At 71.2% G+C, this 25,416-nt stretch carries 22 protein-coding genes and 1 tRNA gene; 9 read left to right on the forward strand and 14 right to left on the reverse strand.

All coding sequences use genetic code 11. From position 1 onward, the window contains the following. Positions 1-136: 136 nt before the first annotated feature. The 10 genes from ACIRL2_RS25620 to ACIRL2_RS25665 all read right to left on the reverse strand — a co-directional run bounded on the left by ACIRL2_RS25620 (position 137) and on the right by ACIRL2_RS25665 (position 11,067). A complete protein-coding gene (locus tag ACIRL2_RS25620) occupies positions 137-955 on the reverse strand; it encodes a hypothetical protein (RefSeq protein WP_395867671.1) in 819 nt (272 codons plus the stop codon). Positions 956-1,099: 144 nt separating this feature from the next. Beyond that, positions 1,100-1,837: a hypothetical protein gene (locus tag ACIRL2_RS25625; RefSeq protein ID WP_395867673.1), complete on the reverse strand. Its 738-nt coding sequence runs from the start codon at positions 1,835-1,837 to the stop codon at positions 1,100-1,102. Between the two features lie 172 nt (positions 1,838-2,009). Further along, positions 2,010-2,990 (reverse strand): NAD(P)H-quinone oxidoreductase, encoded by a 981-nt coding sequence (locus ACIRL2_RS25630; protein ID WP_395867675.1) that lies wholly within the window; start codon positions 2,988-2,990, stop codon positions 2,010-2,012. 10 nt (positions 2,991-3,000) lie between these two features. Then, positions 3,001-4,149 carry a potassium channel family protein gene (locus tag ACIRL2_RS25635; RefSeq protein WP_395867677.1) on the reverse strand — a complete coding sequence of 383 codons (1,149 nt, stop codon included), beginning with the start codon at positions 4,147-4,149 and terminating at the stop codon, positions 3,001-3,003. Next, positions 4,146-5,363: a molybdopterin molybdotransferase MoeA gene (locus ACIRL2_RS25640; RefSeq protein WP_402234759.1), complete on the reverse strand. Its 1,218-nt coding sequence runs from the start codon at positions 5,361-5,363 to the stop codon at positions 4,146-4,148. The genes ACIRL2_RS25635 and ACIRL2_RS25640 overlap by 4 nt, the downstream gene beginning before the upstream one ends. Next, positions 5,363-6,226 (reverse strand): DUF6457 domain-containing protein, encoded by an 864-nt coding sequence (locus ACIRL2_RS25645; RefSeq protein ID WP_395867682.1) that lies wholly within the window; start codon positions 6,224-6,226, stop codon positions 5,363-5,365. The genes ACIRL2_RS25640 and ACIRL2_RS25645 overlap by 1 nt, the downstream gene beginning before the upstream one ends. Beyond that, positions 6,223-6,975, reverse strand: coding sequence for a TrmH family RNA methyltransferase (locus tag ACIRL2_RS25650; protein WP_395867684.1), 753 nt, complete (start codon positions 6,973-6,975; stop codon positions 6,223-6,225). The genes ACIRL2_RS25645 and ACIRL2_RS25650 overlap by 4 nt, the downstream gene beginning before the upstream one ends. 113 nt (positions 6,976-7,088) lie before the next feature. Then, on the reverse strand, positions 7,089-8,384 hold the full coding sequence (locus ACIRL2_RS25655; RefSeq protein WP_402234761.1) for an HTTM domain-containing protein: 1,296 nt from the start codon (positions 8,382-8,384) through the stop codon (positions 7,089-7,091). Continuing rightward, positions 8,371-9,192 carry a DUF5819 family protein gene (locus ACIRL2_RS25660; protein WP_395867688.1) on the reverse strand — a complete coding sequence of 274 codons (822 nt, stop codon included), beginning with the start codon at positions 9,190-9,192 and terminating at the stop codon, positions 8,371-8,373. The genes ACIRL2_RS25655 and ACIRL2_RS25660 overlap by 14 nt, the downstream gene beginning before the upstream one ends. 228 nt (positions 9,193-9,420) lie before the next feature. Further along, the gene (locus ACIRL2_RS25665) at positions 9,421-11,067 is read right to left on the reverse strand and encodes an AMP-binding protein (protein WP_395867690.1); all 1,647 of its coding nucleotides are present in this window, start codon (positions 11,065-11,067) and stop codon (positions 9,421-9,423) included. A gap of 122 nt (positions 11,068-11,189) precedes the next feature. Between ACIRL2_RS25665 and ACIRL2_RS25670 the strand changes: the two genes are divergently transcribed. Continuing rightward, complete coding sequence (locus ACIRL2_RS25670; RefSeq protein WP_395867692.1) at positions 11,190-11,879, forward strand: PaaI family thioesterase; 690 nt, start codon at positions 11,190-11,192, stop codon at positions 11,877-11,879. A gap of 18 nt (positions 11,880-11,897) precedes the next feature. Here the strand turns inward: ACIRL2_RS25670 and ACIRL2_RS25675 are convergent, their stop codons facing one another. Further along, entirely contained in the window at positions 11,898-12,230 is a 333-nt protein-coding gene (locus tag ACIRL2_RS25675; RefSeq protein ID WP_395867694.1) for a rhodanese-like domain-containing protein, read from the reverse strand. Between the two features lie 269 nt (positions 12,231-12,499). Beyond that, positions 12,500-13,312: a hypothetical protein gene (locus ACIRL2_RS25680; protein ID WP_395867696.1), complete on the reverse strand. Its 813-nt coding sequence runs from the start codon at positions 13,310-13,312 to the stop codon at positions 12,500-12,502. 182 nt (positions 13,313-13,494) lie between these two features. Between ACIRL2_RS25680 and ACIRL2_RS25685 the strand changes: the two genes are divergently transcribed. Both ACIRL2_RS25685 and ACIRL2_RS25690 read left to right on the forward strand, forming a co-directional pair. Continuing rightward, positions 13,495-14,082, forward strand: a complete 588-nt coding sequence (locus ACIRL2_RS25685) for a TetR/AcrR family transcriptional regulator (protein WP_020557109.1) — start codon at positions 13,495-13,497, stop codon at positions 14,080-14,082. A gap of 63 nt (positions 14,083-14,145) precedes the next feature. After that, the gene (locus ACIRL2_RS25690; RefSeq protein ID WP_402234767.1) at positions 14,146-14,991 is read left to right on the forward strand and encodes an ATP-grasp domain-containing protein; all 846 of its coding nucleotides are present in this window, start codon (positions 14,146-14,148) and stop codon (positions 14,989-14,991) included. Positions 14,992-14,998: 7 nt separating this feature from the next. Here ACIRL2_RS25690 and ACIRL2_RS25695 read toward each other — a convergent pair whose 3' ends face one another. Both ACIRL2_RS25695 and ACIRL2_RS25700 read right to left on the reverse strand, forming a co-directional pair. Next, on the reverse strand, positions 14,999-16,381 hold the full coding sequence (locus tag ACIRL2_RS25695; RefSeq protein WP_402234768.1) for a DUF2252 domain-containing protein: 1,383 nt from the start codon (positions 16,379-16,381) through the stop codon (positions 14,999-15,001). A 121-nt stretch (positions 16,382-16,502) separates the two neighbouring features. Then, positions 16,503-16,586 (reverse strand) — tRNA-Leu (locus tag ACIRL2_RS25700). Positions 16,587-16,973: 387 nt separating this feature from the next. On the opposite strand from ACIRL2_RS25700, the gene ACIRL2_RS25705 reads away from it, so the two are divergent. From ACIRL2_RS25705 to pknB, 6 genes are all read left to right on the forward strand, one after another. Continuing rightward, complete coding sequence (locus tag ACIRL2_RS25705) at positions 16,974-17,864, forward strand: FhaA domain-containing protein (RefSeq protein WP_395867702.1); 891 nt, start codon at positions 16,974-16,976, stop codon at positions 17,862-17,864. 10 nt (positions 17,865-17,874) lie between these two features. Continuing rightward, entirely contained in the window at positions 17,875-18,411 is a 537-nt protein-coding gene (locus ACIRL2_RS25710; RefSeq protein ID WP_395867704.1) for an FHA domain-containing protein, read from the forward strand. 5 nt (positions 18,412-18,416) lie between these two features. Beyond that, the gene (locus ACIRL2_RS25715; protein ID WP_402234771.1) at positions 18,417-19,997 is read left to right on the forward strand and encodes a PP2C family protein-serine/threonine phosphatase; all 1,581 of its coding nucleotides are present in this window, start codon (positions 18,417-18,419) and stop codon (positions 19,995-19,997) included. Positions 19,998-20,007: 10 nt separating this feature from the next. After that, positions 20,008-21,681 (forward strand): FtsW/RodA/SpoVE family cell cycle protein, encoded by a 1,674-nt coding sequence (locus ACIRL2_RS25720; protein ID WP_395867708.1) that lies wholly within the window; start codon positions 20,008-20,010, stop codon positions 21,679-21,681. Positions 21,682-21,715: 34 nt separating this feature from the next. Further along, entirely contained in the window at positions 21,716-23,245 is a 1,530-nt protein-coding gene (locus ACIRL2_RS25725) for a peptidoglycan D,D-transpeptidase FtsI family protein (protein ID WP_395867710.1), read from the forward strand. A gap of 206 nt (positions 23,246-23,451) precedes the next feature. After that, on the forward strand, positions 23,452-25,350 hold the full coding sequence (gene pknB, locus ACIRL2_RS25730; protein WP_395867712.1) for a Stk1 family PASTA domain-containing Ser/Thr kinase: 1,899 nt from the start codon (positions 23,452-23,454) through the stop codon (positions 25,348-25,350). The last annotated feature ends 66 nt before the right edge of the window (positions 25,351-25,416 follow it).

A 25,416-nucleotide genomic window follows, 5' to 3' on the forward strand; every position in this document is an offset into this window, starting at 1 on the left:
GAGCGCAAGACCGGCACGCGGTGGGAGCGTCCCGGGAAACCGCCGGCGGGAGGAGGCTTGGTCGCGACCGACGACGAGGCGAACGACCCGCCCGCGGCCGAGCCGAGCCCGACCGGGCTCGACCGGCGAACGAGGGTCAGCGGTCGTTGGAGGGGGAGCCGCCCCGGCAGTTGAAGTTGAACGTGTACCGCTCGGTCTGCGCGTTCGCGACCGGCTGGAGGATCAGCAGTTGCAGGACACCGCTCGCCTCACCGAACAGTTGCGGCGGGATCGCCCAGGTGATCGGGATACTCGCCTGGCGCGGGCCGGAGCCGGTGAAGTGCAGGATGTCCTGCGGGAGCAGCAGCCCCCTCTCGTACACCCACTGGAAGACGATGTCGCCGGGACCCACCCCGTCCACGAGCACCGTTCCGACGAACGTCACCTGATCGAGTCCGTTGCAGCGCACGTAGGAACCGTTGGCGCGGTCGGCGCTGAGCCGTACGTCGCTCACCCGGAACCGCTGACCCAACGGCGGCGGCGGGGTGGGTGTCCGGCCGCCGGAGCCGGTCGTCGCGGCGGCGCCGCCGGATCCACCGGACTGTCCGCCGGGGGCGGGGGTGCTCGTCGTGTTCCCGGTCCGGCCACCGGAACCGGGCGCGTTCCCGGGCGGTGCCGTCACCGTCTCGGTCACGGTCACCGTGGGCACCGGAACGGGCTGCCCACTCGTGGGCGCCGAACCGTCGGGCGCGGGCGTGGCACCGCCGGTCGGTGCCGGGCCGGCCTCGATGCTCTGGTCCTGGGCGGGCAGTTGCGGCGGGATGTCGGCGGGCGAGGGCCCGCTCCGATCGTGTCGGGCCTGCACGCCGGGGCCGGAGCCGCAGATGTTCGTGAGTACGAGCAGCGTGATCAGGGCCAGCGCGATGATCGTCGGGCCCAGCGGTATCCGCCGGTGAAACCCGCCGATCGACCACATCACGCCTCCTTCCCCCACCACCGGTCGGACGTTGCCGGAAGGTACCGCTGTATCACGATTCGCATCCTCGACGAGCCTGCACCCTTCATCCGCGATGCGCCAGACACCCAGTCTGACCGGCGGGACCGACGTCCATCCCGCCGGTCAGCGTCGTCGCGGTGCCGGGAAACACCGGACGAGCAGTCCACCGGCGCAGACGATACCGGCTCCCCCGAGGCCCATCAGAGTCAAATTCACAACGGATGGACCGGTTTTGGGCAGCGTGGGCGGCGCATCGAAGACCGAAGAGGTGACCGGAGCCGAGGGGTCGGTCGGGGCGTGCGGGTCGGACTCCATCAGGTAGCGCGCGACGATTCGGCCGCCGGAGCGCACCGCGTACACCCCGGGTCGATCGTCCTCGGCGACCTCCGCCCCCCAGGACCGCAGCGCGTCCAGGCCGGCGGCGCCGCCGGTGAGCACGAGTTCGTTCTCGACGTCGAGCACCGCCCGGCCCGACTCGTCGGTCACCGGGCGGGCGCCGTGTCGGGCCAGCCGGTCGAGCAGTCGTTCCCACTCCTGCTGCGTCGGCGCGTCCGTGACCGGCGCGGGTCGGGGCGGCCCGGTCGGCTCGGCCGGCGCGTCCACGTGCACCGGCGGATCCGGGCGCAACTCGGGCGCGGCCGGCGGCCGGCCGCGCGGGGACGCCCCCGGGTCCGGCTCGTCGGCCGGCGGCCGTGACCCGTCGACCGCGCCGGCCGAGGGCAGGGGTGACGGGCCCGCGAGCGCCGGGGCATCGGGCAGCACCGACGCGCCGGGGAGCGCCGAGGCACCGGATAGGACGAGGGCCGCCGTGAGCACACACCCGGCAGCCAGTCGACGCGCGAAGCCGCCGGGGGTAGGCATGCGGTCAGACTAAGGAAAATCGACAAAAGACCCATTCAGCGACATTCGGCGCAATGGAATGGTCATCCGATTTTCATTCGTCCGGACCACACCGCCCGGACCACACCGCCCGGACCGCGCCGCCCGGACCGCGCCGGCGCGTCGTCTGCCGCGCCGGCGGCCCCGGACCGCGTCAACGCACCTTCAGCAGGACCTTGCCGATGTGTCCGCTCTCCTCGAGCACCCGGTGCGCGTCGGCCGCCTCGGCCACCGGCAGCACCCGATCGACGATCGGCTCGACCCGGCCCGCGTCCAGGAGCGGCCACACGTGTTCGCGTACCGCCGCGACGATCGCGGACTTCTCCGACATCGGGCGGGCCCGCAGCGAGGTCGCCGCGATCGCGGCCCGCTTGGTCAGCAGCTTGTTGAGGTCCAACTCGCCACGGGCGCCGCCCTGGAGGCCGATCACCACGAGCCGGCCGTTGACCGCGAGCGCGTCCACGTTGCGATCGAGATACTTCGCGCCCATGTTGTCCAGGATCACGTCCACGCCGGCCCCGTCGGTGGCCTCGCGGACCCGGGACACGAAATCCTCGTCCCGGTAGTTGATCGCGACCTCGGCGCCGAGTTCGCGGCAGCGCTCCAGCTTGACCGCCGAGCCCGCCGTGGTGAACACCCGCGCGCCCGCGGCCGAGGCCAGCTGGATCGCCATCGTGCCGATCCCGCTCGACCCGCCGTGCACCAGAAAGGTCTCGCCCTTGCGCAGGTGGGCGACCATGAACACGTTCGACCAGACGGTACAGACCACCTCGGGCAGCGCGGCGGCCGTGATCAGGTCCATGCCCGCGGGCACGGGCAGCAGTTGGCCGGTGGGCACCCGGACCCGCTCGGCATAGCCGCCGCCCGCCAACAGCGCGCACACCCGGTCACCGACCGCCCAGCCGGACACGCCCGCGCCCACCTCGACGATCCGACCCGACGCCTCCAGGCCGGGGTAGGCCGAAGCGCCGGCCGGCGGCTGGTAGAAGCCCTGTCGCTGCAACAGATCGGCCCGGTTGACCGCCGACGCGGCCACCTCCACCAACACCTCGCCGGGTTCGGGTTTCTCGTCCGGGACCTCGGTCCAGTTCAGTACCTCGGGTCCGCCCGGTTCGGCAATCGTGATCGCAAACATGGCCACCAGCCTATGAGTCGCCCGTCTTCGGCTGCGGCTTATGCGTCTTGATCACCACGAGTCGGTCACCCGCGCCGAGCACCGCCGCCTCCGGGTCGTCGTGCCGCAGCGTGCGGTGTCCGCGCACCACGGCCACCACCAGATCGCCGCACTCGCCAGGCGACTTGCCCGCCTCGCGCTTGTCGATCGGCCGCTCGATCAGGTCCATGCCCTCGCCGTAGTGCATGAGGTCCTCCATCACCTCGCCGACGTTCGGGCTGAGCATGGAGACTCCCAGCAGCCGGCCCGCCGCGCTCGCGGTGGTGACCACCGAGTCGGCCCCGCTCTGCCGGATCAGCGGCGCGTTCTCGTCCTCGCGGACCGCGACCACGATCCAGGCCCGCCGATTCAACTGCCGCGCGGTCAGCGTGACCAGGGCGGCGGTGTCGTCCCGGTTGACCGAGACGATGATGTTCCGGGCCCGCTCCACCTCGGCCCGGCGCAACACCTCGGCCCGGGTGGCGTCGCCGGACACCACCACGAGCTTGTCGTCGTCGCTCGCCTCGGTGACCGCCTCGGGGTCGGAGTCGACGATGACGATGTTCTCGCGCGAGACCCCCTGCGCCATCAGCGTGTGCACCGCGCTGTACCCGGTCGTGCCGTAGCCGACCAGGATCGTGTGGTCGCGCAACGTGGACCTCCAACGGTTGAGCCGCAACTGCTCCCGCGTGCGCTCGGTGAGCACCTCGAGGGTCGTGCCGACCAGGATGATCAGGAAGATCACCCGCAGCGGGGTGATCACGACGACGTTCACCAGGCGGGCGCCGTCGCTCGCGGGGGTGATGTCGCCGTAGCCGGTCGTGGACAGGGTGACCGTCGCGTAGTAGACCGCGTCGAGCAGCGAGACGTGCTCGTCCACGGTGTCGCGGTAGCCGTCCCGGTCGAGATAGACGACCAGGATGGTGACCGCCAGAACCAGCAGCGCCATCCCGAACCGGCGCAACACCTGCATGAGCGGACCGGGACGGTCCTTGGGGATGTGCACGGTCGCGCCCGCCTGACCGGCCAGGCCCGCCGGTCCGTCGGTACGTTTCTTCAGTGCCGGCAGCGGCCGGGCCAGCGCACCGCGCGGCCCGCGCCGATCGGCCGGTCGGTCGTCGGGGAAGCGCACGGTCTTCATCGCGGCGCCCCGAGCACCTCTACCCGATCGCCCGCGCGCACGCCGCCCGGCGGCACCACCGCGATGCCGTCGGCGACCGCGAGCCCGCGCAGCATCGCCGGGCCGGAGAAGGCCAGCGGCCGATCCGCGCGCATCGGCACCAGCCGGGTGTCCCTCGGGTGGCCGGCGATGTCGGCGCCGACCCGGATCCGGCGCGGGCGCGGCTCCGGGCGGCCGGAGAGCCGGCGCAGCAGCGGTACCGCGAGGGTGAGCATGCCGGCCACCGCGGCCAGCGGGTTGCCGGGCAGGCCGACCAGGTAACGCCCGGCGCCGGGCCGCTCGCCGGGCAGGTGCGCGAGCAACATCGGATGACCCGGGCGGACCGCGACGCCGTCCACGAGCACGTCCGCCTCCAGGTCGGCGAGCAGCGGGTGCACATGATCACGCGGGCCGTCGGCGGTGCCGCCCGTGGTGATCACCACGTCGGCGCGGGACGCGCTCACGTGCCCGCGCAGCGTGTCCAGGCTGTCTCCCACTCGGCGCACTCGCAGCAGGTCGGCGCCGAGGGTGCGCAGCCACGGCGTGATCAACGGGCCGAGCGCATCCCGGATCCGGCCTTCCCTGGGCAGCCCGGAGTCGAGCAACTCGTCGCCCAGCACCAGGAGTTCCACCCGAGGCCGGTCGACCACCACCAGTTCGTCGTAGCCGGAGGCGGCGGCCAGCCCGGTGACCCCCGGCGTGACCGTGGTGCCGGCCGGCAACAACTCGTCGCCGCGGCGGCACTCCTGGCCGCACGCGCGGATGTCGGTGCCCTGCTGGATGTGCACGTCGCCGAACAGCGTGCGGCCCTCGACCCGGCTCTGTTCGCTGCGCAGCACGGCGGTGGCCCCGCGCGGCACCCGCGCTCCGGTGGCGATCTCCACCGCGTCGCCGTCGCGCATCACGCCGATGCCCTCGCCGGCCTCGCCCGCGAGCAACCGGCCGCGCACCCGCCACGGCCCGGGTCCGGCGACCGCCCATCCGTCCATCGCCGAGGTGTCGAAGGAGGGCAGGTCGGTGAGCGCGACGATGGGCCGGGCCAGCACGTGGTCGCGCGCGTGGTGCAGGGTGCGCGAGACCACGGGCAGCGGTCGGCCGGCCGCGCGGGCCGTGGCCCGGGCCTCGGGCCAGCCCAGTGCCTGCGGCGGGTGCGACTCGGAGCGCGGCATGGTGGCCCGGTCCTCCCGAAGGGTCATCAGGCGCCCGGCTCCGCGCCGGCGCGTTCGGCGAGCTCTCGGGCCTGCCGCAGCGCCTCGGCCACGGCGGCCGCGCCGCCGCCGCGACTGGCCGCCGCGTAGCCGACCAGGAAGGAGGTGAGCGGCGCGGCCGGTCGCTGTACGTTGTGCGCCGCCACCCGGGTCATGTCCAGCAGCGCCGCGATGTCCACGTCCAGTTCGATGCCCAGCTCCTGTTTGACCGCTTCCGTCCACTCTTCCAAGCCAGTCATGTCTCTCCTCTTCGGGGCTGTGTCCATCCTCCCCGACCGGGCTCGCGCGCCGCGCACATCCGCCCAGGTGTCGCAGTCGAAGACGGCGTCGGGATCGGCCCGGATCCGGTGCAGCGCGAGCGGCTCGACCACCCGGCGCAGCGGCGCCCCGGCCGGTTCGGGCAGGGCCGCGACGCCCGCCCGCAGGGCCGCGGTGCGGTAGGCGGCGAGCAGGATCTGATCGCGCCCGTCGGCGTCCACCGCCACCGCGCCGGCGTACCCGTCGCCTCGATCCACCGCCGGCTCCAGGGCGGCGACCAAGCGGTCGATCAACGCGGTGGGCACGAACGGCAGATCGGCCGCGAGCAGCACGACCGTCTCGGCGCGAACCAGCGGCAGCGCGGCGGCCAGCGCGGCCACCGGTCCGCCGCCGGGCGGGTCCTCGCGCACCCACACCACCTCGCGCCGGGTGTTCCGGCGCGGACCGGCGACAACGGTCCGCTCGGCTCCGGCCGCGGCGGCCAGCACCCGGTCGAGCAGCGAGACGCCGGCCACGAGCAGGCCCGGCTTGTCGGCGCCGGCCAGCCGGCGGGCCGCGCCGCCGGCCAGGACCACCGCGTCGTAGCCGCTCACGTGGGCGCGTTCGCGGAGGTCTCGGACCAGCGGAAGAGGGTCATCCCGACGCTGGTGGCGAGGTTGTAGCTGGAGACCCTCGGTCGCATCGGGATGGCCACGCGCCGGTCGGCGCGCCCGCGCAGCGCCGCCGAGACGCCGTGCCGCTCGGTGCCGAAGGCCAGGATCGCGTCGTCCGGGATCTCGGTCGCGCGCAGGTCGACGCCCTCGGGGTCGAGCACGAACAGGGGGCCGGTGGGCAACGCGTCCGAGTCCACCCGGGCGACGCCGGTCGCGAAGTGCAGTCCGGCGCTGCCGCGGACCACGTTCGGGTGCCACGGGTCCAGGTCGCCGGTGGTCAGCACGGCGGCGACGCCGAATCCGGCGGCGAGCCGGACGACCGCGCCGACGTTGCCGAGGTTGCGCGGGTTCTCCAGGAGCACGATCGGCGCGGTGCGCGCGGGTTCGCCGGAGGGGCCGGCCTCGGGGCGGCGGGCGAGCGCGACCACCCCGGTGGGGCCGCCGCGCGGGATCAACTCGCGCAGGAACGGCACGGACACCTCACGCGCCGTCTCCTCTATATAGCCGCCCACGTCGGCCGCGAGTTCGTCGGCGAGGGCGCGCACCGCCGCCCGGTCGGTGGTCAGCACGACACGGATCTCGGCGCCGAATCGCAGTGCGTGCTTGACGGCGTGGAACCCGTCCAGCAGCACCGCGCCGGGCGACGCGGCCCGCCACAGCGCGAGGGTCTCCATCTCGTGCGCGTTCATGACAGCAGCGTAGGACCTGCCGCGCACGGGTCTCGGCCGGCCGGCGGGCGGTGCGCGCCTGCCGGCCGCCGGGTCCGCGACGGGCGGGATCGCCCGCCGACGGTCGAGAGCGATCAGACCCGACCCGAGGTCGAGGCCACTCCTTCGAGTCCGCCGGGTACCGGCGGGGCGGGCGCCGCCTCGCGGCCCGCGGGCGTCGGGGCCGGCCCGGTGGGTCCGCGGCGCAGCCGGTCCATCAGTCGGCCGACCACTCGCGAGCGGGTCCAGATCAGGAACGCGGTGGGCAGGAACAGCGCGTCGCCCACCGACATCGACGCGGAGAAGGCGGGCAGTCCCAGCAGGATCGCGATGCCGAAGTGCATGCCGAGCAGGATCACGATCGCGACGTACTTGACCCGCTTGGCGAACAGCATGAACACGAAGCCGACCTGGATGAAGACCGTGAGGTAGCCCATCAGGACGCCCATCTGGGCGTTCTCCCCAAGCGTGTGACTGAGCCCGGGCCACGGTGCGAAGTACTCCAGGTTCAGCACGTAGTGCATGGCCGTGCCGTCCTGCCAGTACGAGCCCTGCACCTTGTACAGCCCGGCCGCGCCGTAGATGAAGCACACCTCGGCGGCGATCACGAACAGCGCGCAGTTGTGCACGACGGTGACCAGGCCGGCCCGTACCTGTTCGGCCGCACGCGGCAGCCGCCACAGCGCGCCGAAGACGATCGCGATGCCGGGGATCCAGATCCACTGGCAGACGAACGCGAAGGAGAACTCGGGCTCCGGGGTCCACGAGTCGGCTCGGCACGTGGTGCCGAGCGCGACCATCGCGAGCAGGCCGACCAGCACGCCGACCTCGTGTCCGGGACCGGTGCCGGGGCGGATCCCGGTGCGCCTGGCCCGGCGTGCGTCCAGCGACCACACCCGTCCACAGGCGGTGAACGCGAGGTAGATCGACATCAGCAGCAGGACGGTGTCGCCGCCGTCGGTCATCAGGATGGACCGGCTGTTGAACGAGACGACCATGACCGCGAACAGCACGCTCATCGCCCGGGTGTGCCATCCGAGCACGAACAGCGCGCTCACCACGATCGCCGCGAGGTAGACGCCTTCGAACCACCAGCGCGTGTCGCTCTCCAGGAGCAGGCTCACCCCGTCGATGCCGCTGAGCAACTCCCTGGCCATCTCCGGCGACCACGCGGACCGGTCGCCCCAGATCTCCCGGCGGTTGAGGTATTCGCGGATCAGGCCGACCAGGAAGACCAGGCCGTAGCCGATCCGCAGCAGCGCCGCCTGGTGCACGGCGAAGGTACGGGTGCTCACCGTGTCCAGGGCGGACACCAGTCGACGGGCGACGGCGTCCTCCACCCGGCGGTACGGGCTCGCCGCGACGCGCGGCGTCGGGTCAGCGGAAGTCATCGGGCTTCGTCTCCCACCAGCCGAGCATGCGGTACGAGGTCTCCGGCTTGGTCTTGGCGTCCGGCCTGCCGATCGGCGTGGTGGCGACCCGGACCCGGACGGATTCGACCGAGCGGTTCGCTCCCGCGTCCTGGAACCGGTGCACCACGATGCGCCGCAGGTAGTTCTGGGTCAGCGGGCCGCGCGCGCCGATCGCCGATTCGTCCTTGGCGTCGTGCGCGTCGGCGTAGCTCGACCACGCGCGTCGGATCATGTTCTGGTCGGCCTTGCTCGGATACGGGTTGCCCCGGATGTGCTTCAGGTCGTCCCCGGTCAGGTCGGACCAGTCGGACTCGACGACGGTGCCGTCCGCGTTGCGCACCCGCGACTGGGCCTGCACGCGGAAGTTCTCCGACATCGGGTTGGGCGCGAACAACGCCCAGTTCTGCTCGAAGTAGGGGTAGATCCAGGTGCCGGTCGGCTTGCGGTAGTCCTGGGTCAGCGTGTTGTTGGGCGCGACGTGCAGGAACACGAAGAACACGTGGACCAGGGTGACCAGGATCGCGAGCACGGCGAACAGCGCGGAGATCGAACGCACCGCGGTCGAGCGCCGTTCGTCCGCGGGCACGGCCGTGTCGATCGGCACGTCCACGGGGGAGCGCTCCCCCGACTGTTCCGGGATCCGGGCGATCACCGGGTCCGGGTCGGACTCCGTGCCCCGACCCGTCGCCGGGCCGGCGGCCGAGACGCCCACCGTCGCACCGGTCTCGGATCCGGGCCTCGACCGGTCCGCCGGTTGTCCGGGCACCGCGTCGTCAGGCGACTGCATGCCTCTCCCGTGGTCGATGGGTCCACCGGTCCGGACCCGTGCTGCCGGCACGCTACCGGGTCCGGTCCGTCGCACGTACCGAAACCGTCGCCAACCAAGCCGTCGAGGCGATTTCGGTGACCCACGACCACGTTCCGCGCCCGAGCGCCGGCCCCGACCCCGGTCGCGGGTACGGACCCGCCGGGTCGAGGCGGCGCGGCCGCTCGGCTCACAGGTCCAAGGCGCGGCTCACAGGTCCAGGACGCCCTCCCGCCCGTGCGCGCGGTAGCGGTCGAGCAGTTCCGCCCGCCCCGCGTCGTCGAGCAGGCCGTACCCGGCGCCGCGCGCGGGCCGCCACCACACCGGCCCCGCCGCCCGAAAGCCCGCCCGCCGCAGACCGACCTTGTGCACCTTGTTGGTCGCCGTGGTCGGCACCTCGTCCACCACCCGCACGAACGTCGGCGCCATCTTGGCGCCCAGGTCCGACTGCTCCGCCAGGAACGCGGCGAACTCCTCCGGATCGAACACCGCGCCCTCGCGCACCTGTACGGCCGCCATCACCTGATCCCCGGTCACCGGATCCGGCACCCCGTAGACGACCACGACCTCGAACGGCGCGAAGCGCGCCAGGATGCCCTCGATGCCGGCGACCGCCAGGTTCTCGCCGTCCACCCGCAGCTTGTCGTCCGAGCGGGCGGCGAAGTACAGATATCCGGCGCCGTCCCGGTAGAAGTGGTCGCCCGTCCAGTACTGCCCGTCCCGGGCCCGGGCCGCCGACGCCTCCTCGTTGCGCCAGTACCCCTCGAAGCCGTTGCGCCCGGTGTTGACCAGCTCGCCGATCGCGGCGTCCCCGTTGACCAGCCGGCCCGCCGCGTCGAACTCGGCCCGGGCGCACTCCTTTCCGGTCGCCGGATCCAGCACCGAGGCGTTCTCGGGACACGGCCCGACCGCACCGGCGGGGGTGCCCGGCCGCCAGTTGACGCTCATCCCGCCCTCCGACGAGCCGTACCCCTCGGTCAACGCGCACCCGAAGCGCGCCTCGAAGCGCGCCATGTCCACCGCGCCCGCCTCGGTGCCGAATCCGGCGCGCAGTGGGTTGTCCCGGTCGTCGGGCCGCTCCGGGGTGGCCAGCAGGTAGGAGATCGCACGGCCCACATAGGTGAAGTACGACGCGCCGTAGCGCCGGATGTCGGGCAGGAACGCGGACGCCGAGAACCGCCGGCGCAGCGCGACCGCGCCGCCCGCGCGCAGCGCCGGCGACCAGTTCGCCATCAGCGCGTTGCCGTGGAACATCGGCATGCAGATGTAGTTGACGTCGTCCGGCCCGAAGCCGAACTGCTCGGACAACACGGTCCCGGCGCCGGCCAGCCGGCCCTGCGAGCAGATCACGCCCTTGGGCGCCCCGGTGGAGCCGGAGGTGAACACGATCAGCAGCCGGTCCGAGGGGTCCGCGACCAGTGCGGGCAGCGCGGCGTCCGCGTACGGCCGCAGTCGCTCGTCGTACCCGGGATCGTCGACCACCAGGATGCGCTCGGCGGGGATGCCCAGGTCGAGCCCGTCCAGCAGCGGCAGGTGCGCGCGCTCGGTGACGATCACCGCGCACTCGGCGTGCGTGATGTCGCGCGCCAGTTCGGCGCCGCGCCGGGTGGAGTTGACCCCCACCAGGGTGGCGCCCGCCACCGCCGCGCCGGAGAGCCAGATCGGGAACTCGGGCACGTTGTCGAGCAGGACTCCCACGTGCGGCTCAGCCCCGCCCGGCAGCAGGTCGGCCAGCAGCGCGGCCCGCGCGGCGGCGGCGCGGGCGAGTTCGTGGTGCGTCCAGGTTCGATCCTCGAAGTAGAGCCCGGTCCGTTGGTCGCCCCACTGGTGATGGACGAGTTCCGCGATCGTCACCATGCCGCACTCCCTCACCGAGATCCGGTCGGGCCGGATCTGATAGACCGTTAGATCTGATGCACCGTCATATTCTTTGCCCGCATTCTTGGCAAGATCAAGAAAAGTGTCACGGAGGTACGGGTATGAACTCGAACACCAGGCCGCTGCCGCCGGCCTCGGCCACCGCCCTCGCCGAACTGATGGCCGGCACGCTGCCCGGCCCCGAGAGCGTGACCCCGCAGGCGCTGGAGCTCGCGGATCGGGTGCGGGACCTGGTCGAGGCGGTGGTGTGGACGGACGTGGACCCGGCGACGCGCGCGGACGCGGCCCGGCGGGTCGCCGAACTGACCGCACTGCTGGGCGCCGCCCGACGCCCGCAGGCGGTGTCGCTGATCCGGTATCCGAACGGCAGGCTGGAGCACCTGACCCAGATGGGCTCGGGCCGGCTCAATCCGCAGGCGCCCAGGCTGGTGTTCGAGGAGGTCGCGCCGAGGCCGGACCCCTCGGCCGAGCCGGAGTCGATCGAGATCCACGCCCGCTGCACGCTGACCGCGGCACACGGCGGTCCGCCCGCCCGCGCGCACGGCGGGATCGTGGCGGTCGTACTCGACCAGTTGCTCGGCGTCGCCGCGTCCGCTGCCGGGGCGCCCGGGCTGACCGCCGGGCTGGACATCCGCTACCGCCGGGCGACGCCCTACGACGTACCGCTGGAGCTGACCGGACGCTGGACCGGTCGCGAAGGGCGCAAGAGCTTCGCGACCGGCGAGATCCGCGCCGACGGCGAGGTGACCGCCGAGGCGACCGCGGTGTTCATCGCGGAACGCCGCTCCTGATCGGGGCGGTGGCCGCGATCACACCACCACCGGGGCGAGGGTCGTCTCACTCACCATGGGTCGCCCGGCGGCCTCCCACGCGAGCATCCCCCCGTCGACGTTGATCGCTTCCCAACCCTGCTGCCCCAGATAGTGCGCGACCTGGGCGGAGCGCCCGCCGACCCGGCACATCACGTACACACGCGTGTCGTGCGGAACCTCGTCGATCCGCTCCAGGAGCGTGCTCATCGGGATGTGCCGGGCACCGGCCACATGACCGGCGTCCCATTCGTGCACCTCCCGTACGTCCAGGACGAAGGCGTCGTCAGGGACCGCGGCGGCGGGGACGGCCGGCGGGGGCGACAGGTGCATCGGATCTCCGGTGGGTCGGGCGCCCGGAACCCGTCCGGCCGCGCTCATCGCACATTGTCGGTCATCGGCGCCGCGCACAGGTGCCTCGAAAGAGCGAACCGTCCGGCCGTCATCCGCGACACGCGGCCGAAATGACGGCTGTGTACCGCCGCGGCGAGCAGGGTGGGCGGCAACCTCCCCGGGCCGACCGACGCCCATCCGGCCGGCCCGGGAGGGGTCCAGGCCCGGACGGGCAGCCGGCCCGGGCGATGCGGCGAGCCGAGCCCCGATCAGGACTCGACGAGCGTGCCGAGCACCTTCTCCTTCTCCGCGATGTCGTGCAGGAGCTGATCGGCCAGGTGCTCGAGCAGTCCGTCCGGGTCGTGCGGGGCGAGCTGGAGCAATTGCCCCATCGCGCCCTCCATCAGCTGATCGCGCAGGCCGGCCAGTTCGGACCGCCGGTGGGTGAGCCAGGCCAGCCGGCTGCGCAGCCACTGCCCCCGACTCTCCGCGTCCGGGCCGATCGCACCCTCCGGGGAAGTGGCCCATTCCGTGCCGAGGGCCAGCAGCTCGGTCACGTCGCCGCGCGCGTAGGCGGCGTTCACCCGGGCGATGAAGGTGCCTCGGCGCTGCTTCTCCTCGGGATCCTGGACCAGGTCCGGGTGCGCCCGGCGGGCCAGCTCGCGAAAGAGCTTGCGGGCCTCGGCTCCGGGGCTGACCCGGTGCACCTCCGGCACCGGCAGCGGCTCGTCGGCCGCCTCGCCCGGCTCGCCGCCGCCCGCGCCGTCCAGGGCACCCAAAAGCGAGTCCAAGTCCGGCATGTCCGTCACCACACCACGCAATTCGACCGCACGCCGGATGTCCGCCGGATCGCCGGTGTGCGCCGCGATCGCCTCCGCGATCAACGCGTCCAACTCGTCGAGCCGCTCGTACAGCGGCCCGAGCCGGCGGTGGTGCACGATCGCCAGGTTGTCCAGCTCGACCTGAAGGGTCGTCACATCGACTTCGTCGTCGAGCAGCGCGGTCTCCGCCGCGGCGACCTGTCGTTCCAACTCGGCGATTTCGGGGTCCGACCAGGGGGTCGGCGCGCTGACCTCGTCCATCACGTCCCTTGTGTGCTGTTCTGTTCCCGCGCGACACCGGCCGGCGGGCGCGTCTGCCGGACTTTGAAGATCAAATCACTCGCAACACCCCCCAGCAGCCTATGTGGTAGGGCAGCATGGTCAGGCCGTCCCTGGCCAGTCGATCCAACAAAGCAGTTGGCTAGAGGGGATAAGATCCAGCCATGCCGCCCGACACCGCACGCACCCGAGCCAAACTTCTCGACGCCGCCCGCGCGGAGTTCGCCGAGCACGGCATCGCCGGCGCCCGCGTCGACCGCATCGCCCTGCGCGCCGGGGTGAACAAGGAGCGCATCTACGCGTACTTCGGCAACAAGGAGCAGCTCTTCCAGCACGTGCTGACGGAGTCGCTCCAAGAGCTCAACACGGTCGTCACGATGCCCAACGACGACCCGGCCGAGTACATCGCCCAGGTCTACGACTTCTACTGCGCCCGCCCGGAGCTGCTCCGGCTGCTGGTGTGGGAGGCGTTGTACTACGGTCACGACCCGGTTCCGGACGAGGAGCGGCGAGTCACGAGCTACGCCGCCAAACTTCAGGAGTTCGCCGACCATCTCGGCGTGAAGCCCTCGCCCGACGTCGCCCAGTTGCTCTTCTCGCTCATCGGCGTCGCCGCCTGGCAACAGACGATGCCGCAGATGTCGCGGGTACTGCTCGGGGCCGACTCGGAGTCCGAGGAGGCCCGGGCGAACCGGCGCAAGCACCTCATCGAGTTCACGCGAGCGTCCATCGCGTCGATGAAGCAGTCATAGGGCGCACGGCCGGATGAAGGGTCCACCCTTCATCCGGCATGCCCACGCAATACCGTCCTCCCCATGACACCACCCCCGGGGGAGGGCGCACCCGAGGTCCTGCTCGTCCCCACGGACCCCCTGAACCCCCGCCGCACCGACCCCCACTTCGCCCCCGAGGCCGAGGCAGCGCTCGCGCTGGGGATCCCGGTGGCGCGCGTGGACCACGAGGCCCTCGTGCGCGGCGACGCGCACGAGGCGGTGCGACGCGTCCCCCACGACCGGGGACCGCTGCGCTATCGGGGTTGGATGATCCCCGGGCCGCACTACGCCGCGCTGGACGCGGCGCTGCGCTCGCGTGGGGCGAGCCTGGCCACCTCGCCCGAGCACTATCGGGCGGCCCACGAACTCCCGGGTTGGTATCCCCGCTTCCGCGACCTGACGCCGCGCACGGTGGAGGACCCCGCGCTGCTCGGCGCGGGCCCCGCGATCGTCAAGGACTGGGTGAAGTCGCGCAAGCACGAATGGCACGAGGCGTGCTTCGTGCCCGATGTCGCCGACGTCGCGCACACCCGCTCGGTGGTGCGCACCTTCCTCGAACGGCAGGGCGCCGAATTGCAGGGTGGCGTGCTCTATCGCGCGTTCGAGGAGTTCACCGGCGCCGAGACCCGGGTGTGGTGGGTCGACGGTGTCCCCGTGCTGAGCACGGCGCACCCCGACACACCCGCCGGGCACACCGAGCCGCCTAACCTGACCGCGGTCCGCACGGCCGTCGAAGAACTGGGCTCGCCGTTTTGCACCACGGACCTGGCCCGGCGCCGGGACGGCGCGTGGCGGGTGATCGAGGTCGGCGACGGGCAGGTCTCGGACCTGCCCGCCGGCGTCCCGCCCCGGGCGCTGCTGGAGCCCTTGTTCGCCGCCCGCCGCTGACCCCGGGTCAGACCCCGGTCTCGGCCGGCAGCCGACCCGAGCGCACGGCCGCGAGCAGTTGCTCGTGGTCGGCCTCGGTGCGATCCGCGTAACGCACCGCGAACCCGGCGAACGCCTCCTCCAGCTTGTCGCTCTTGCCGCAGTAGCCGGCCAGCACCTTGGGGTCCACGGAGTGGCTGTGCGCGCGGGCCAGCAGCGCGCCGGTCATCCGCCCGTAGTCGTCTATCTCGTGCGCGGCCAGCGCGCTCGGGTCGATGCTCCCCTTCATGTTGCGGAACCGCCGCACCATGTACGCGCGCCCGTCGATCGAGGTCCACCCCAGCAGCCCGTCGGTATGGGCCTGCATCCACTTCTGGCCGACCACGACCCGGCGCCCCTCGTGCTCGACGTGGGCGGGCGGCAGATACGGCGCGAGCGCGGAGGGCCGCGCCTCCTTCACCTGGAGCACCAGCGGTTCGTCGCCGTTGCCCAGCAACAGCACCACGTACGCCCGGGTACCCACGCTGCCGGTGCCCACCACCCGAAACGCCACGTCCTCGATCGCGAACCGGGCCAGCAACGGCCGCCGTTCGGTGGAGAGGGTGTCCACGTAGCCCTCCAGGCCGGCGGCCACCGCGCGGGCGAGGTCGTCGTCCACCGCGGTCAACACCGGCGGCTCCGGAACGAAGTGCCAGGTGCCGTCCGAGCGTTGCCGGGTCGACTTGGCCGCGAACCGGGCGCTGGTGTTGCGCCGGGCCTTCGCGGTCACCTGGGCCAGCAGCCCGGACAACTCGCCCGCGTCCGCGTGCGCCACCAGCGACTCGTCGGCGATCGCGTGCCACGCCTGCAACACCGGCATCCTGGCCAGCACCGCCATCGTCCTGCGATACGAGGCGGCCGCGTCGTAGGCGGCCGCACGGCACGCGTCCGCGTCCAGGCCGCCCACCCGACCGGCCACCACCAGCGAGGCGGTCAGCCGCTTGAGGTCCCACTCCCACGGGCCCTGCACGGTCTCGTCGAAGTCGTTGAGGTCCATCACCAGGCGTCCCTCGGCGGTGCCGAACACCCCGAAGTTCCCGGCGTGCGCGTCACCGCAGATCTGCCCGGTCAACCCGGTGACCGGCTGCGCGGCCAGGTCGGCCGCCATCAACCCGGCCGACCCGCGCAGGAACGCGAACGGCGAGGCCGCCATCCGTCCGATCCGCAACGGCACCAGGTGCTCGAGCCGCCCGGCGTTGGCCCGCTCGACGCTCTCCACGACACCGGGCCGATCCACCGCGGGCTCGAAGTCGGCGTGCGCGCCGCGCGACACCCGCTCGCGCAGCCCCTTGCCCAGCGCCTTCGACGCCACATCGGACCTGTCCCGAAAACCCGGGACGACGAATTCCCGCCCCACCGCAGTACCCGACATCTACCGATCCTCCCCGGAGCCGGCGCACGGCCCACCGCCAAGACCCGCCACGACACCACCGGACCTACCCGGCAGGGCATACAGAAAGGCCCCAGGTCGATGACCTGGGGCCTTTGCTCGGTGCGCGAGGGGGGAGTTGAACCCCCACGCCCTTTCGGGCACTGGAACCTGAATCCAGCGCGTCTGCCTATTCCGCCACCCGCGCGAGCAATCAAAGATTAGCACGGGCGCGAGGTCCGATACGAATCCATACCCGCAGGCCGCACCGCTCACACCATGAGCATCCGTATGGACACCCAGAGCAACCAACGGTTCATCTTTGTGGACCGGGATCCCCACGACCCCCGCCTCTCCGGCATGCTTGCCCTGCACCGTACGGTGAACGGGGTTCGACCCCGGCCACGCACACGGTCGCGGCACAACTACTGCAAGCGAGCCACGGAGGGGGCAACAGGGTGTAGGAATCCCTGTGAAAGCCAACACTCCTTACAGTGGCCACGGTAGGGAACCGCGCCCGTTTCCCACGCGTGGATACGATCAGTGAGCAGACTGTAGGACCGGACCGGCCGATCGCGTACGGAAGGAGGTGCCCGTGGGTCCCCTGAAGAAGTTCGAGCAACGGCTTGAGGGCCTGGTCAACGGCGCCTTCGCCAAGGCGTTCAAGTCGGATGTCCAGCCCGTCGAGATCGCCAGCGCGCTCAAGCGCGAGTGCGACAACAACGCGACGATCTGGAACCGCGACCGAACCATGGTCCCGAACGACTTCGTCGTCGAGCTCGGCCAACACGACTATGAGCGCCTGAGTCCGTACGTGCAGCAACTCGGCGGCGAGCTGGCGACCGTGGTGCGGGATTACGCGCAACAACAGCGCTACTCCTTCATCGGTCCGGTCGAGGTCCACTTCGAGCATGCCGACGACCTGGACACGGGTCTGTACCGTGTGCGCAGTCAGGCACTCGCGGGCAGTCAGTCGCACCATGAACAACAGCAGCCCCCACACCAACCGCCCTTCCCGGGCGGGGGGCCGCAACCGGAGCAGCCACCACAGGGTTATGGATACGGTCGACCCGGCGGGCCACCCCCGCCCGGGGTGCCCGCACCACCGCCCTTCGGCCCGCCCGGGACCCCGGGAACGCCGACGCCTCCCCGGCCGCAGCCGGGGGAGCAGGCAGCCTACGGTCAGAGTCCGCCGCCGGCACCACGGCTGCGTACCTGGCTGGAGGTCAACGGGGTGCGTCACGAGCTCACTGCCCCGGTCGTGAAGTTGGGCCGCAGCACCGATGTGGAAGTTCGCGTGGACGATCCGAGCGTCTCGCGGCACCACGCCGAGATCCGCATCGGCGCTCCCGCGTCGATCACGGACCTCGGTTCGACCAACGGGATCGTCGTCGACGGTCAGCACTGTCAGCGTGCCGGTCTGCGCGACGGATCCCGCATCGTGCTCGGCAGCACCACTGTCGTGTTCCGCCAAGCCGAGGGGTGACAACGGGCGCATGTCTGAGCTGACCCTCACCGTTATGCGGTTGGGTTTCCTCGCTGTGCTGTGGTTGTTCGTGATCGTCGCCGTACAGGTGATCCGTAGCGACCTCTTCGGCACTCGCGTGACCCAACGACCCGCGCGGCGCAGAACCGCCGCGCCCGCCGCCGGTGGAGGAGGTGCCGCTCCGCCCTCGCAGGCGCAGCCGGCCCCGCCTCCGCAGCGGCAGCAGGCCCGGCCCCGCCGCGGCCAGCGCAACAACCCCAGCAAGCTGGTGATCACCGAGGGCTCGCTGACCGGCACGACGATCAATCTGACGGATCAGCAGATCACCATCGGCCGGGCGCACGACTCGACCATCGTGCTCGACGACGACTACGCGTCGAGTCGGCACGCCCGCATCTACCCTGCGCCCGACGGCAGCTGGGTGGTCGAAGACCTCGGGTCGACGAACGGTACCTACTTGGACCGTACGCGCCTGACCGGTCCGACCCCCGTGCCGCTCGGTGCGCCGATCCGCATCGGCAAGACCGTTATCGAGCTGCGCAGGTAGCCTGAATGAGCCTCTCTCTCCGCTTCGCCGCCGGATCCCACAAGGGCATGATCCGCGAAGGCAACGAGGACTCCGGCTATGCCGGCCCTCGGCTGCTCGCGGTCGCCGACGGCATGGGCGGGCAGGCAGCGGGCGAAGTCGCCAGCTCCGAAGTCCTGTCCACCATCGTCGAACTCGACGAGGACGTGCCCGGAGCCGACCTGCTGGACGCGCTGCGTTCGGCGGTCGATCGCGCCAACGACCGACTGCGTGTGATGGTCGACGACGATCCCCAGCTCGAGGGCATGGGGACCACGCTGACCGCGCTGTTGTGGACGGGGAGCCGACTCGGCCTCGCCCACATCGGCGACTCCCGTGCCTACCTCCTGCGTGACGGCGCCCTGGAACAGATCACCCAGGACCACACCTGGGTGCAACGCCTGGTCGACGAGGGCCGGATCACCGAGGAGGAAGCCGACCACCATCCGCAGCGCTCGCTGCTGATGCGTGCCCTGGACGGGCGCGGCCACGTCGAGCCGGACCTGTCGGTGCGCGAGGCCCGCCCCGGCGACCGTTACCTCATCTGTAGCGACGGCCTGTCGGGGGTGGTCAGCCGGGAGACGATGGAGGGCACCCTCCTCACCTACGCCAACCCCAACGACGCGGTGCAGGAGCTGATCCAGCTCGCGCTGCGCGGCGGCGGCCCCGACAACATCACGTGCATCGTCGCGGACGTCGTGGATCCGTCCGACCAGCCCTCGGACAGCCCGATCGTGGTCGGCGCGGTGGCCAGCATCGTGGACGACACCACGACCCTGCCGACCACACCCGCCTCCCGGGCCCGCGAGCTGACCGCCGGCGAGTACGAGACCGAGGCGCTGGTCTCCGAGCCGGGCAGCCGGCGCAAGCCCAAGCCGAAGTCCACGCTGCGCAGGACCCTGCCGATCTGGGGCGGTGTCGCGGTGCTCGTGGCCGCGCTCGGCGGCGCGTACTACTGGACCCAGACGCAATACTTCGTGGCCGACAAAGGAGACCACGTCGCGATCTACCGGGGGATCGACTCGAAGATCCTGGGCCTCAACCTCGCGAGCACGTATCAGAGCTACGACGACGTGAAGCTCACGATGATCGGCCAGACCAACCGGGACGCGGTCAACAGCACGCTCGACGCGGCCAGTCTGACCGAGGCCCGGCACACCATCGACCGGCTCAAGCGGCAGGCCGACGTGTGTCGCAGGGCCTACGCGGCGGACGACGCGAAGAAGGTCGAGGGTGTCCCCGGCGCCCAGCCCGCCGGCAGCGTGGACCTGTTCCCGCAGCAGAACCTGGGCACGCCGGCCGCGCTCCAGACCAACGCACCGGTGGGCAAGCACACCCCGACCACCGCGTCGCGCAGTGGCCGCTCGTCGGCGCCACCGACCGAACCGGGCAGCAAGGGCAGGGGTCTGTCGACCACCAGCCCGAGCGCGCCTGCCGGATCGGCGCCACCGAGTTCCGCACCGCCGGCCACGGCGCCGGAGGCACCGGGATCGGGGCTCACCGCCGAAGAGGCCGACCTGGCCAAGCAGTGCTATCCGCGACCGCCCGGAACCACCGGAACGAACTGAGGGGAGCGCCGTGAGCAACACGACGATCACCCCCCAAGCCGCACCGAATCGCCGCAACACCGAGTTGATGATGCTCGGCTTCGCGGTTCTGGTGCCGATGCTGGCTTATGCCAACGTGGGACTGGCGGGGGACGGGTCACTGCCGTTGGGGAGCCTGGTCAAGTACGGGCTCGGCCTCGGCGTCTTCGCGGGCCTCGCCCACCTGCTGGTGCGCAAGTTCGCGCCGTACGCCGACCCGCTGCTGCTGCCGTTGGCCACGTTCCTCAACGGCATGGGCCTGATGTTCATCAGTCGGCTCGACCTGGACATCGTCAAGGGGATCGGCCTCCCCAACAACGTCAAGGGCACCGCGGCGGCCTCGTCCCAGTTGATGTACTCGGCGATCGGCATCGCGCTGTTCGCGGGCGTCGTGGTGATCATGAAGGACCACCGGCTGCTCCAGCGCTACACCTACTCGTTCATGGCGCTCTCGCTGGTCCTGCTGGTGTCGCCGATCCCGTTCCCCGGCGACATGTACGGCGCCAAGATCTGGATCCGGCTCGGCCCGTTCAACTTCCAGCCCGGCGAGTTCACCAAGATCGTGCTGACGATCTTCTTCGCGGGCTACCTGATGGCCAAGCGGGACGCGCTCGCGCTGGCCAGTCGCAAGGTGATGGGGCTGTACTTCCCGCGTGGTCGGGACATGGGCCCGATCGTGGTGGTCTGGCTGCTGAGCATCCTGATCCTGGTGTTCGAACGCGACCTGGGCACCTCGCTGCTGTTCTTCGGCCTGTTCGTGGTGATGCTCTACGTGGCCACCGAGCGCACGAGTTGGCTGCTGTTCGGCGTGATCATGGCGGTCGGCGGCGCGACCATCGTCGGAACCTTCGAGCCGCACGTGCACGACCGCGTGGCGGCCTGGCTGAACCCGTTGGCGGTCTACAAGGGCGACGGCTCGGTGCAGTCCGAGCAGCTCGCCCAGGCGCTGTTCGGCTACGGCACCGGCGGTCTGCTCGGTACCGGCCTCAACCAGGGCCACCCGACCGAGATCGGCTTCGCGGCGCGCAGCGACTTCATCCTCACCACGGTCGGCGAAGAGCTGGGCCTGGCCGGGATGATGGCCGTCTTCATGGTGTACGCGCTGCTGATCGAGCGCGGCCTGCGCACGTCGCTGGCCGCCCGCGACCCGTTCGGCAAGCTGCTCGCGGCCGGTCTGTCGGTCTCGGTCGCGCTCCAGGTCTTCGTGGTCGCGGGCGGCGTGACCGGCCTGATCCCGCTGACCGGTATGACGATGCCGTTCCTGGCCCAGGGCGGCTCGTCCGTGATCACCAACTGGGCCCTGATCGCGATCCTGATCCGGATCAGCGACACCGCCCGCCGACCCGCCCCACCGGCCGGGGCGTTCGACCCGAGCGAGGGCGTCGCGCCCCGGCGCGGCTCGCACGCCTCCAACCGCGGTGGCACCCCCGCGGCCGGCACACCCACCCCGTCGACGCCGAGTTCGACGCCGGCCGGCGGTTCCGCCTCGCCCGAGGCGCTGACCGTGGCGGGCGGGGTGCCCAGTGCCCCCGGCGGCCCCGGCGCGACACCGCCCGCGGGCGGATCCGGAACGCCACCCAGACCCTTCGTTCCCCCGCCGAACCCCGGCGGCGGCACTCCGTACGGCCCACCGGGCCAGAGCGGCACCGGCGGGCAGAACCCGTGACGGCCGCAACGCACGTCCAGGGGAGGGACATACCGTGAACAAGCCTTTGAGGCGGGTCTCCGTCTTCTGCCTGATCCTGGTCGCGGCGCTGATGCTTCGGGCCAACTGGGTCCAGGTCGTCAAGGCCGACGACTATGCGAGCAACAGCCACAACAAACGGGCGATCTACGAGAAGTATTCGCACCCGCGCGGCGACTTCCTGGTCGAGGGCAAGCCGATCACCAGCTCGGTCAAGACCGACGACAAGCAGTACGAGTTCCTGCGCAAGTACGAGTTCGGCCCGATGTACGCGCCGGTCACCGGCTACATCTCGCCGTTCGTCGGCAAGAACCTGCTGGAGAGCATCGACGACGACATCCTCAGCGGCAAGGACAGCCGGCTGTTCGTCCGCAAGGTGCTGGACACGGTGACGAACAAGGGCACCCGGGGCGGCAACGTCGCGCTGACGATCAACGCCAAGGCGCAGGAGGCCGCGTACAACGGCCTCAAGGACAAGACCGGCGCCGCGGTCGCGCTCGACCCGGAAACCGGCAAGGTGCTCGCGATGGTCAGCACACCGTCCTACGACCCGAACGTCCTCGCCCAGAACAACCGCAACGAGGTGGCCGAGGCGTACGACCAGCTCACCTTGGACACGGACAAGAACCGCAAGAAGCCGGACACCAAGTTCGACCCGAAGATGCCGATGGACAACCGGGCGATCCGGTACACCTATCCGCCCGGTTCGACCTTCAAGCTCATCACCGCGGCGGCGGCGCTGTCCGAGGGCAAGGCCAAGCCGAACGAGGCACCGACGGTCCCGCTCAAGGGCGACACGCTGTTCTACCCGTCGTCGACGCAGGGGTTGAGTGAGAAGAACCACCCGGGGTGCATCGGTGCGACCGTGCAACGAGCGCTCGAGCTGTCCTGCAACACGGTCTTCGCCCAACTGGGCACCGACGTGGGCGAGGCCAAGTTGAAGGAGCAGGCCGAGAAGTTCGGCTTCAACAACTTCGGCAAGGGCGCCAACGACAACCCGCTCGACATTCCCAGCCGGGTCAAGCCCAGCCTGTTCCCGGGCGGCAACGACGGCGGACAGCTCATGCGGTCCTCGATCGGCCAGGAGAGCGTGGCGTCCACGCCCATGGAGATGGCCATGGTCGTCGCCGCGATCGCCAACAACGGCAAGGTGATGAAGCCGTACGTGGTGGACGAGTTGCGGGCGCAGAACCTCTCGGTGCTGGAGAAGACCCAGCCGCAGATGCTCAGCGAGGCCGTCTCGACCGAGGTCTCGGCGCAGTTGCGGGACATGATGCAGGGCGTCGTCAAGGACGGCACCGGCAAGCCCGCCGCGATCCAGGGCGTCGAGGTCGGCGGCAAGACCGGTACCGCGCAGCAGGGGTTCAACAACGGCAAGAAGCCGTACGCGTGGTTCGTCTCGTACGCCAAGGGCGCCGACGGCAAGAAGATCGCCGTCGCGGTCGTGGTCGAGCCCGACGACAACGTCGAGCGGGACGACATCGCCGGTGGCCAGCTCGCCGGCCCGATCGCCAAGTCCATCATGGAAGCCGTGGTCAAGAAGTGAGCCATGGCCCGCGATCGCACACCTGATCACTCCGACCACTACTGCAATCAGATACCGACGTGCCCTCGTGACTCGGGTGTGACGGTCCCGCGGGGCGTCGCACCGGTACCGTGTCGGAGAACGCGCCGGACCGGTCGGGCAACCGACCCGGTCTCGGCCGGCCGAAGACCGAAGGCCGTGGACCGGTAAGGGAAGGGCTGGAAGTTATGGAAGAGCCGCGTCGCCTCGGCGACCGGTACGAGATCGGCGCGGTCCTCGGCCGTGGTGGCATGGCCGAGGTGTACATGGGCCGTGACATTCGTCTGGGACGCAGTGTGGCCGTCAAGACACTGCGCGCCGATCTCGCCCGTGACCCTACGTTCCAGGCCCGGTTCCGACGCGAGGCACAATCCGCCGCCTCGCTGAACCACCCGGCGATCGTCGCGGTCTACGACACCGGTGAGGACTACATCGACGGGATCTCGATCCCGTACATCGTGATGGAGTACGTGGACGGCTCGACGCTGCGCGAGCTGTTGCACTCCGGCCGCCGGTTGTTGCCGGAGCGCGCGCTGGAGATGACCGCCGGTGTGCTCCAGGCGTTGGAGTACAGCCACCGCAACGGGATCATCCACCGCGACATCAAGCCCGCCAACGTCATGCTGACGCGGCAGGGCACGGTCAAGGTGATGGACTTCGGCATCGCGCGGTCCATGGCCGACAACGGCATGACGATGACGCAGACCGCGGCCGTGATCGGCACCGCCCAATACCTCTCCCCGGAGCAGGCGCGCGGCGAGACCGTGGACGCCCGCACCGACCTGTACTCCACCGGTTGTCTGCTCTACGAACTGCTCACCGAGCGTCCGCCGTTCATCGGCGACTCGCCGGTCGCGGTGGCCTATCAGCACGTGCGCGAGGATCCGCTGCCGCCGAGCACCTTCGATCCGGAGGTCTCGCCGACGATCGACTCGATCGTGCTCAAGTCGTTGGCCAAGAACCCGGACAACCGGTACCAGAGCGCCGATGAGATGCGCGCCGACATCGAGCGAGCCCTGCACGGGCTGCCGGTGGGCGCGCCGAGCGTGATGGCCGCGCCGATGGGAGCCGACCCGGCGACGCAGTACCTGCCGCCGACGGCGGGCGGGGCGACCCAGGTCATCCCGGCACACGGTCAGGGGCCGAACACCGGACAGTACGAGCTCGACGACAACGATCGGCGCCGGGACGAGCCCGGGAAGTCCCGGGGCGGTGCGTGGATCCTGCTCGCCCTGGCCTGCATCGCCGTCCTGGTCGCCGCGTTCTTCGTCGGCAAGACGCTGATGGGCGGCGACGAGGACAAGTCCGCGAGCGCGCCGGTCCTGGTCGGCAAGACCGTGGACGAGGCGAGCAGGGCGGTCGAGAACGCCGGCTTCAAGCTCAAGATGAACGACGATCCGACCCAGTGCCCGCAGGTCGCCGGCTCCGTGAAGGGGAACATCTGCAAGCAGATCCCCGAGGCCGGGGCGAGTGCCAAGAAGGGCGACACGATCCAGGTCTGGGCCTTCGGCGGTCCGAAGAAGACCACCGTCCCCACCGGTCTCAAGGGGCTGTCCGACGAAGAGGCCACGGCCAAGCTCAAGGCCGCGAACCTGGTCGCCGAGGTGCAGCGCAGTCAGACGCTGACCAACTGCACCCGCGACACCGTGTGTTCGACCAGCCCCGACTCCGGCACCGAGCTGAACGAGGGCGACAAGGTCACCCTCAACGTCTTCAGCGGCAAGCCGCAGCACGACATGCCGAACGTGGTCGGCTCGTCCTATGACGACGCCAAGGCACAGTTGGAGAACCTGCAGCTCAAGGTGACCAAGTCCGAGCAGTACAGCGCGGACAAGCCGGTGGGCACGGTGATCAAGCAGAGCCAGAACCCGGGCGGCAAGGTCACCGAGGGCAACACGATCAACCTCACCGTCTCCAAGGGCCCGCAGCCGGCCACCTCGTCGCCGCCGCCCTCCTCGGGCAGCCCCGGCGGCAGCACCGGCGGTGCCACCACTCCGCCACCGTCCACGGGCGATTCCCGTGGTGGCGGCGGCAACCCGATCATGGGCGGCGACCTCCGCGGCGGCCACGGCAACTGGCCCAACTGACCGAGGACATCCGCACACGGCAGGGCAGAGGGCCCCGGAGGCAACCGCCTCCGGGGCCCTCTGCTT

Source organism: Embleya sp. NPDC127516, from assembly GCF_044765325.1.
GTDB lineage: Bacteria > Actinomycetota > Actinomycetes > Streptomycetales > Streptomycetaceae > Embleya.

Excerpts from the sequence above, each read along its gene's own strand:
- ACIRL2_RS25655 (WP_402234761.1), bottom strand. The coding sequence starts at position 8,384 with ATGACTTCCGCTGACCCGACGCCGCGCGTCGCGGCGAGCCCGTACCGC.
- ACIRL2_RS25625 (WP_395867673.1), bottom strand. The coding sequence starts at position 1,837 with ATGCCTACCCCCGGCGGCTTCGCGCGTCGACTGGCTGCCGGGTGTGTG.
- ACIRL2_RS25675 (WP_395867694.1), bottom strand. The coding sequence starts at position 12,230 with ATGCACCTGTCGCCCCCGCCGGCCGTCCCCGCCGCCGCGGTCCCTGAC.
- ACIRL2_RS25640 (WP_402234759.1), bottom strand. The coding sequence starts at position 5,363 with ATGACCCTTCGGGAGGACCGGGCCACCATGCCGCGCTCCGAGTCGCAC.
- pknB (WP_395867712.1), top strand. The coding sequence starts at position 23,452 with ATGGAAGAGCCGCGTCGCCTCGGCGACCGGTACGAGATCGGCGCGGTC.
- ACIRL2_RS25650 (WP_395867684.1), bottom strand. The coding sequence starts at position 6,975 with ATGAACGCGCACGAGATGGAGACCCTCGCGCTGTGGCGGGCCGCGTCG.
- ACIRL2_RS25715 (WP_402234771.1), top strand. The coding sequence starts at position 18,417 with ATGAGCCTCTCTCTCCGCTTCGCCGCCGGATCCCACAAGGGCATGATC.
- ACIRL2_RS25685 (WP_020557109.1), top strand. The coding sequence starts at position 13,495 with ATGCCGCCCGACACCGCACGCACCCGAGCCAAACTTCTCGACGCCGCC.
- ACIRL2_RS25710 (WP_395867704.1), top strand. The coding sequence starts at position 17,875 with ATGTCTGAGCTGACCCTCACCGTTATGCGGTTGGGTTTCCTCGCTGTG.
- ACIRL2_RS25660 (WP_395867688.1), bottom strand. The coding sequence starts at position 9,192 with ATGCAGTCGCCTGACGACGCGGTGCCCGGACAACCGGCGGACCGGTCG.
- ACIRL2_RS25665 (WP_395867690.1), bottom strand. The coding sequence starts at position 11,067 with ATGGTGACGATCGCGGAACTCGTCCATCACCAGTGGGGCGACCAACGG.
- ACIRL2_RS25620 (WP_395867671.1), bottom strand. The coding sequence starts at position 955 with ATGTGGTCGATCGGCGGGTTTCACCGGCGGATACCGCTGGGCCCGACG.
- ACIRL2_RS25635 (WP_395867677.1), bottom strand. The coding sequence starts at position 4,149 with ATGAAGACCGTGCGCTTCCCCGACGACCGACCGGCCGATCGGCGCGGG.
- ACIRL2_RS25670 (WP_395867692.1), top strand. The coding sequence starts at position 11,190 with ATGAACTCGAACACCAGGCCGCTGCCGCCGGCCTCGGCCACCGCCCTC.
- ACIRL2_RS25680 (WP_395867696.1), bottom strand. The coding sequence starts at position 13,312 with ATGGACGAGGTCAGCGCGCCGACCCCCTGGTCGGACCCCGAAATCGCC.
- ACIRL2_RS25630 (WP_395867675.1), bottom strand. The coding sequence starts at position 2,990 with ATGTTTGCGATCACGATTGCCGAACCGGGCGGACCCGAGGTACTGAAC.
- ACIRL2_RS25690 (WP_402234767.1), top strand. The coding sequence starts at position 14,146 with ATGACACCACCCCCGGGGGAGGGCGCACCCGAGGTCCTGCTCGTCCCC.
- ACIRL2_RS25695 (WP_402234768.1), bottom strand. The coding sequence starts at position 16,381 with ATGTCGGGTACTGCGGTGGGGCGGGAATTCGTCGTCCCGGGTTTTCGG.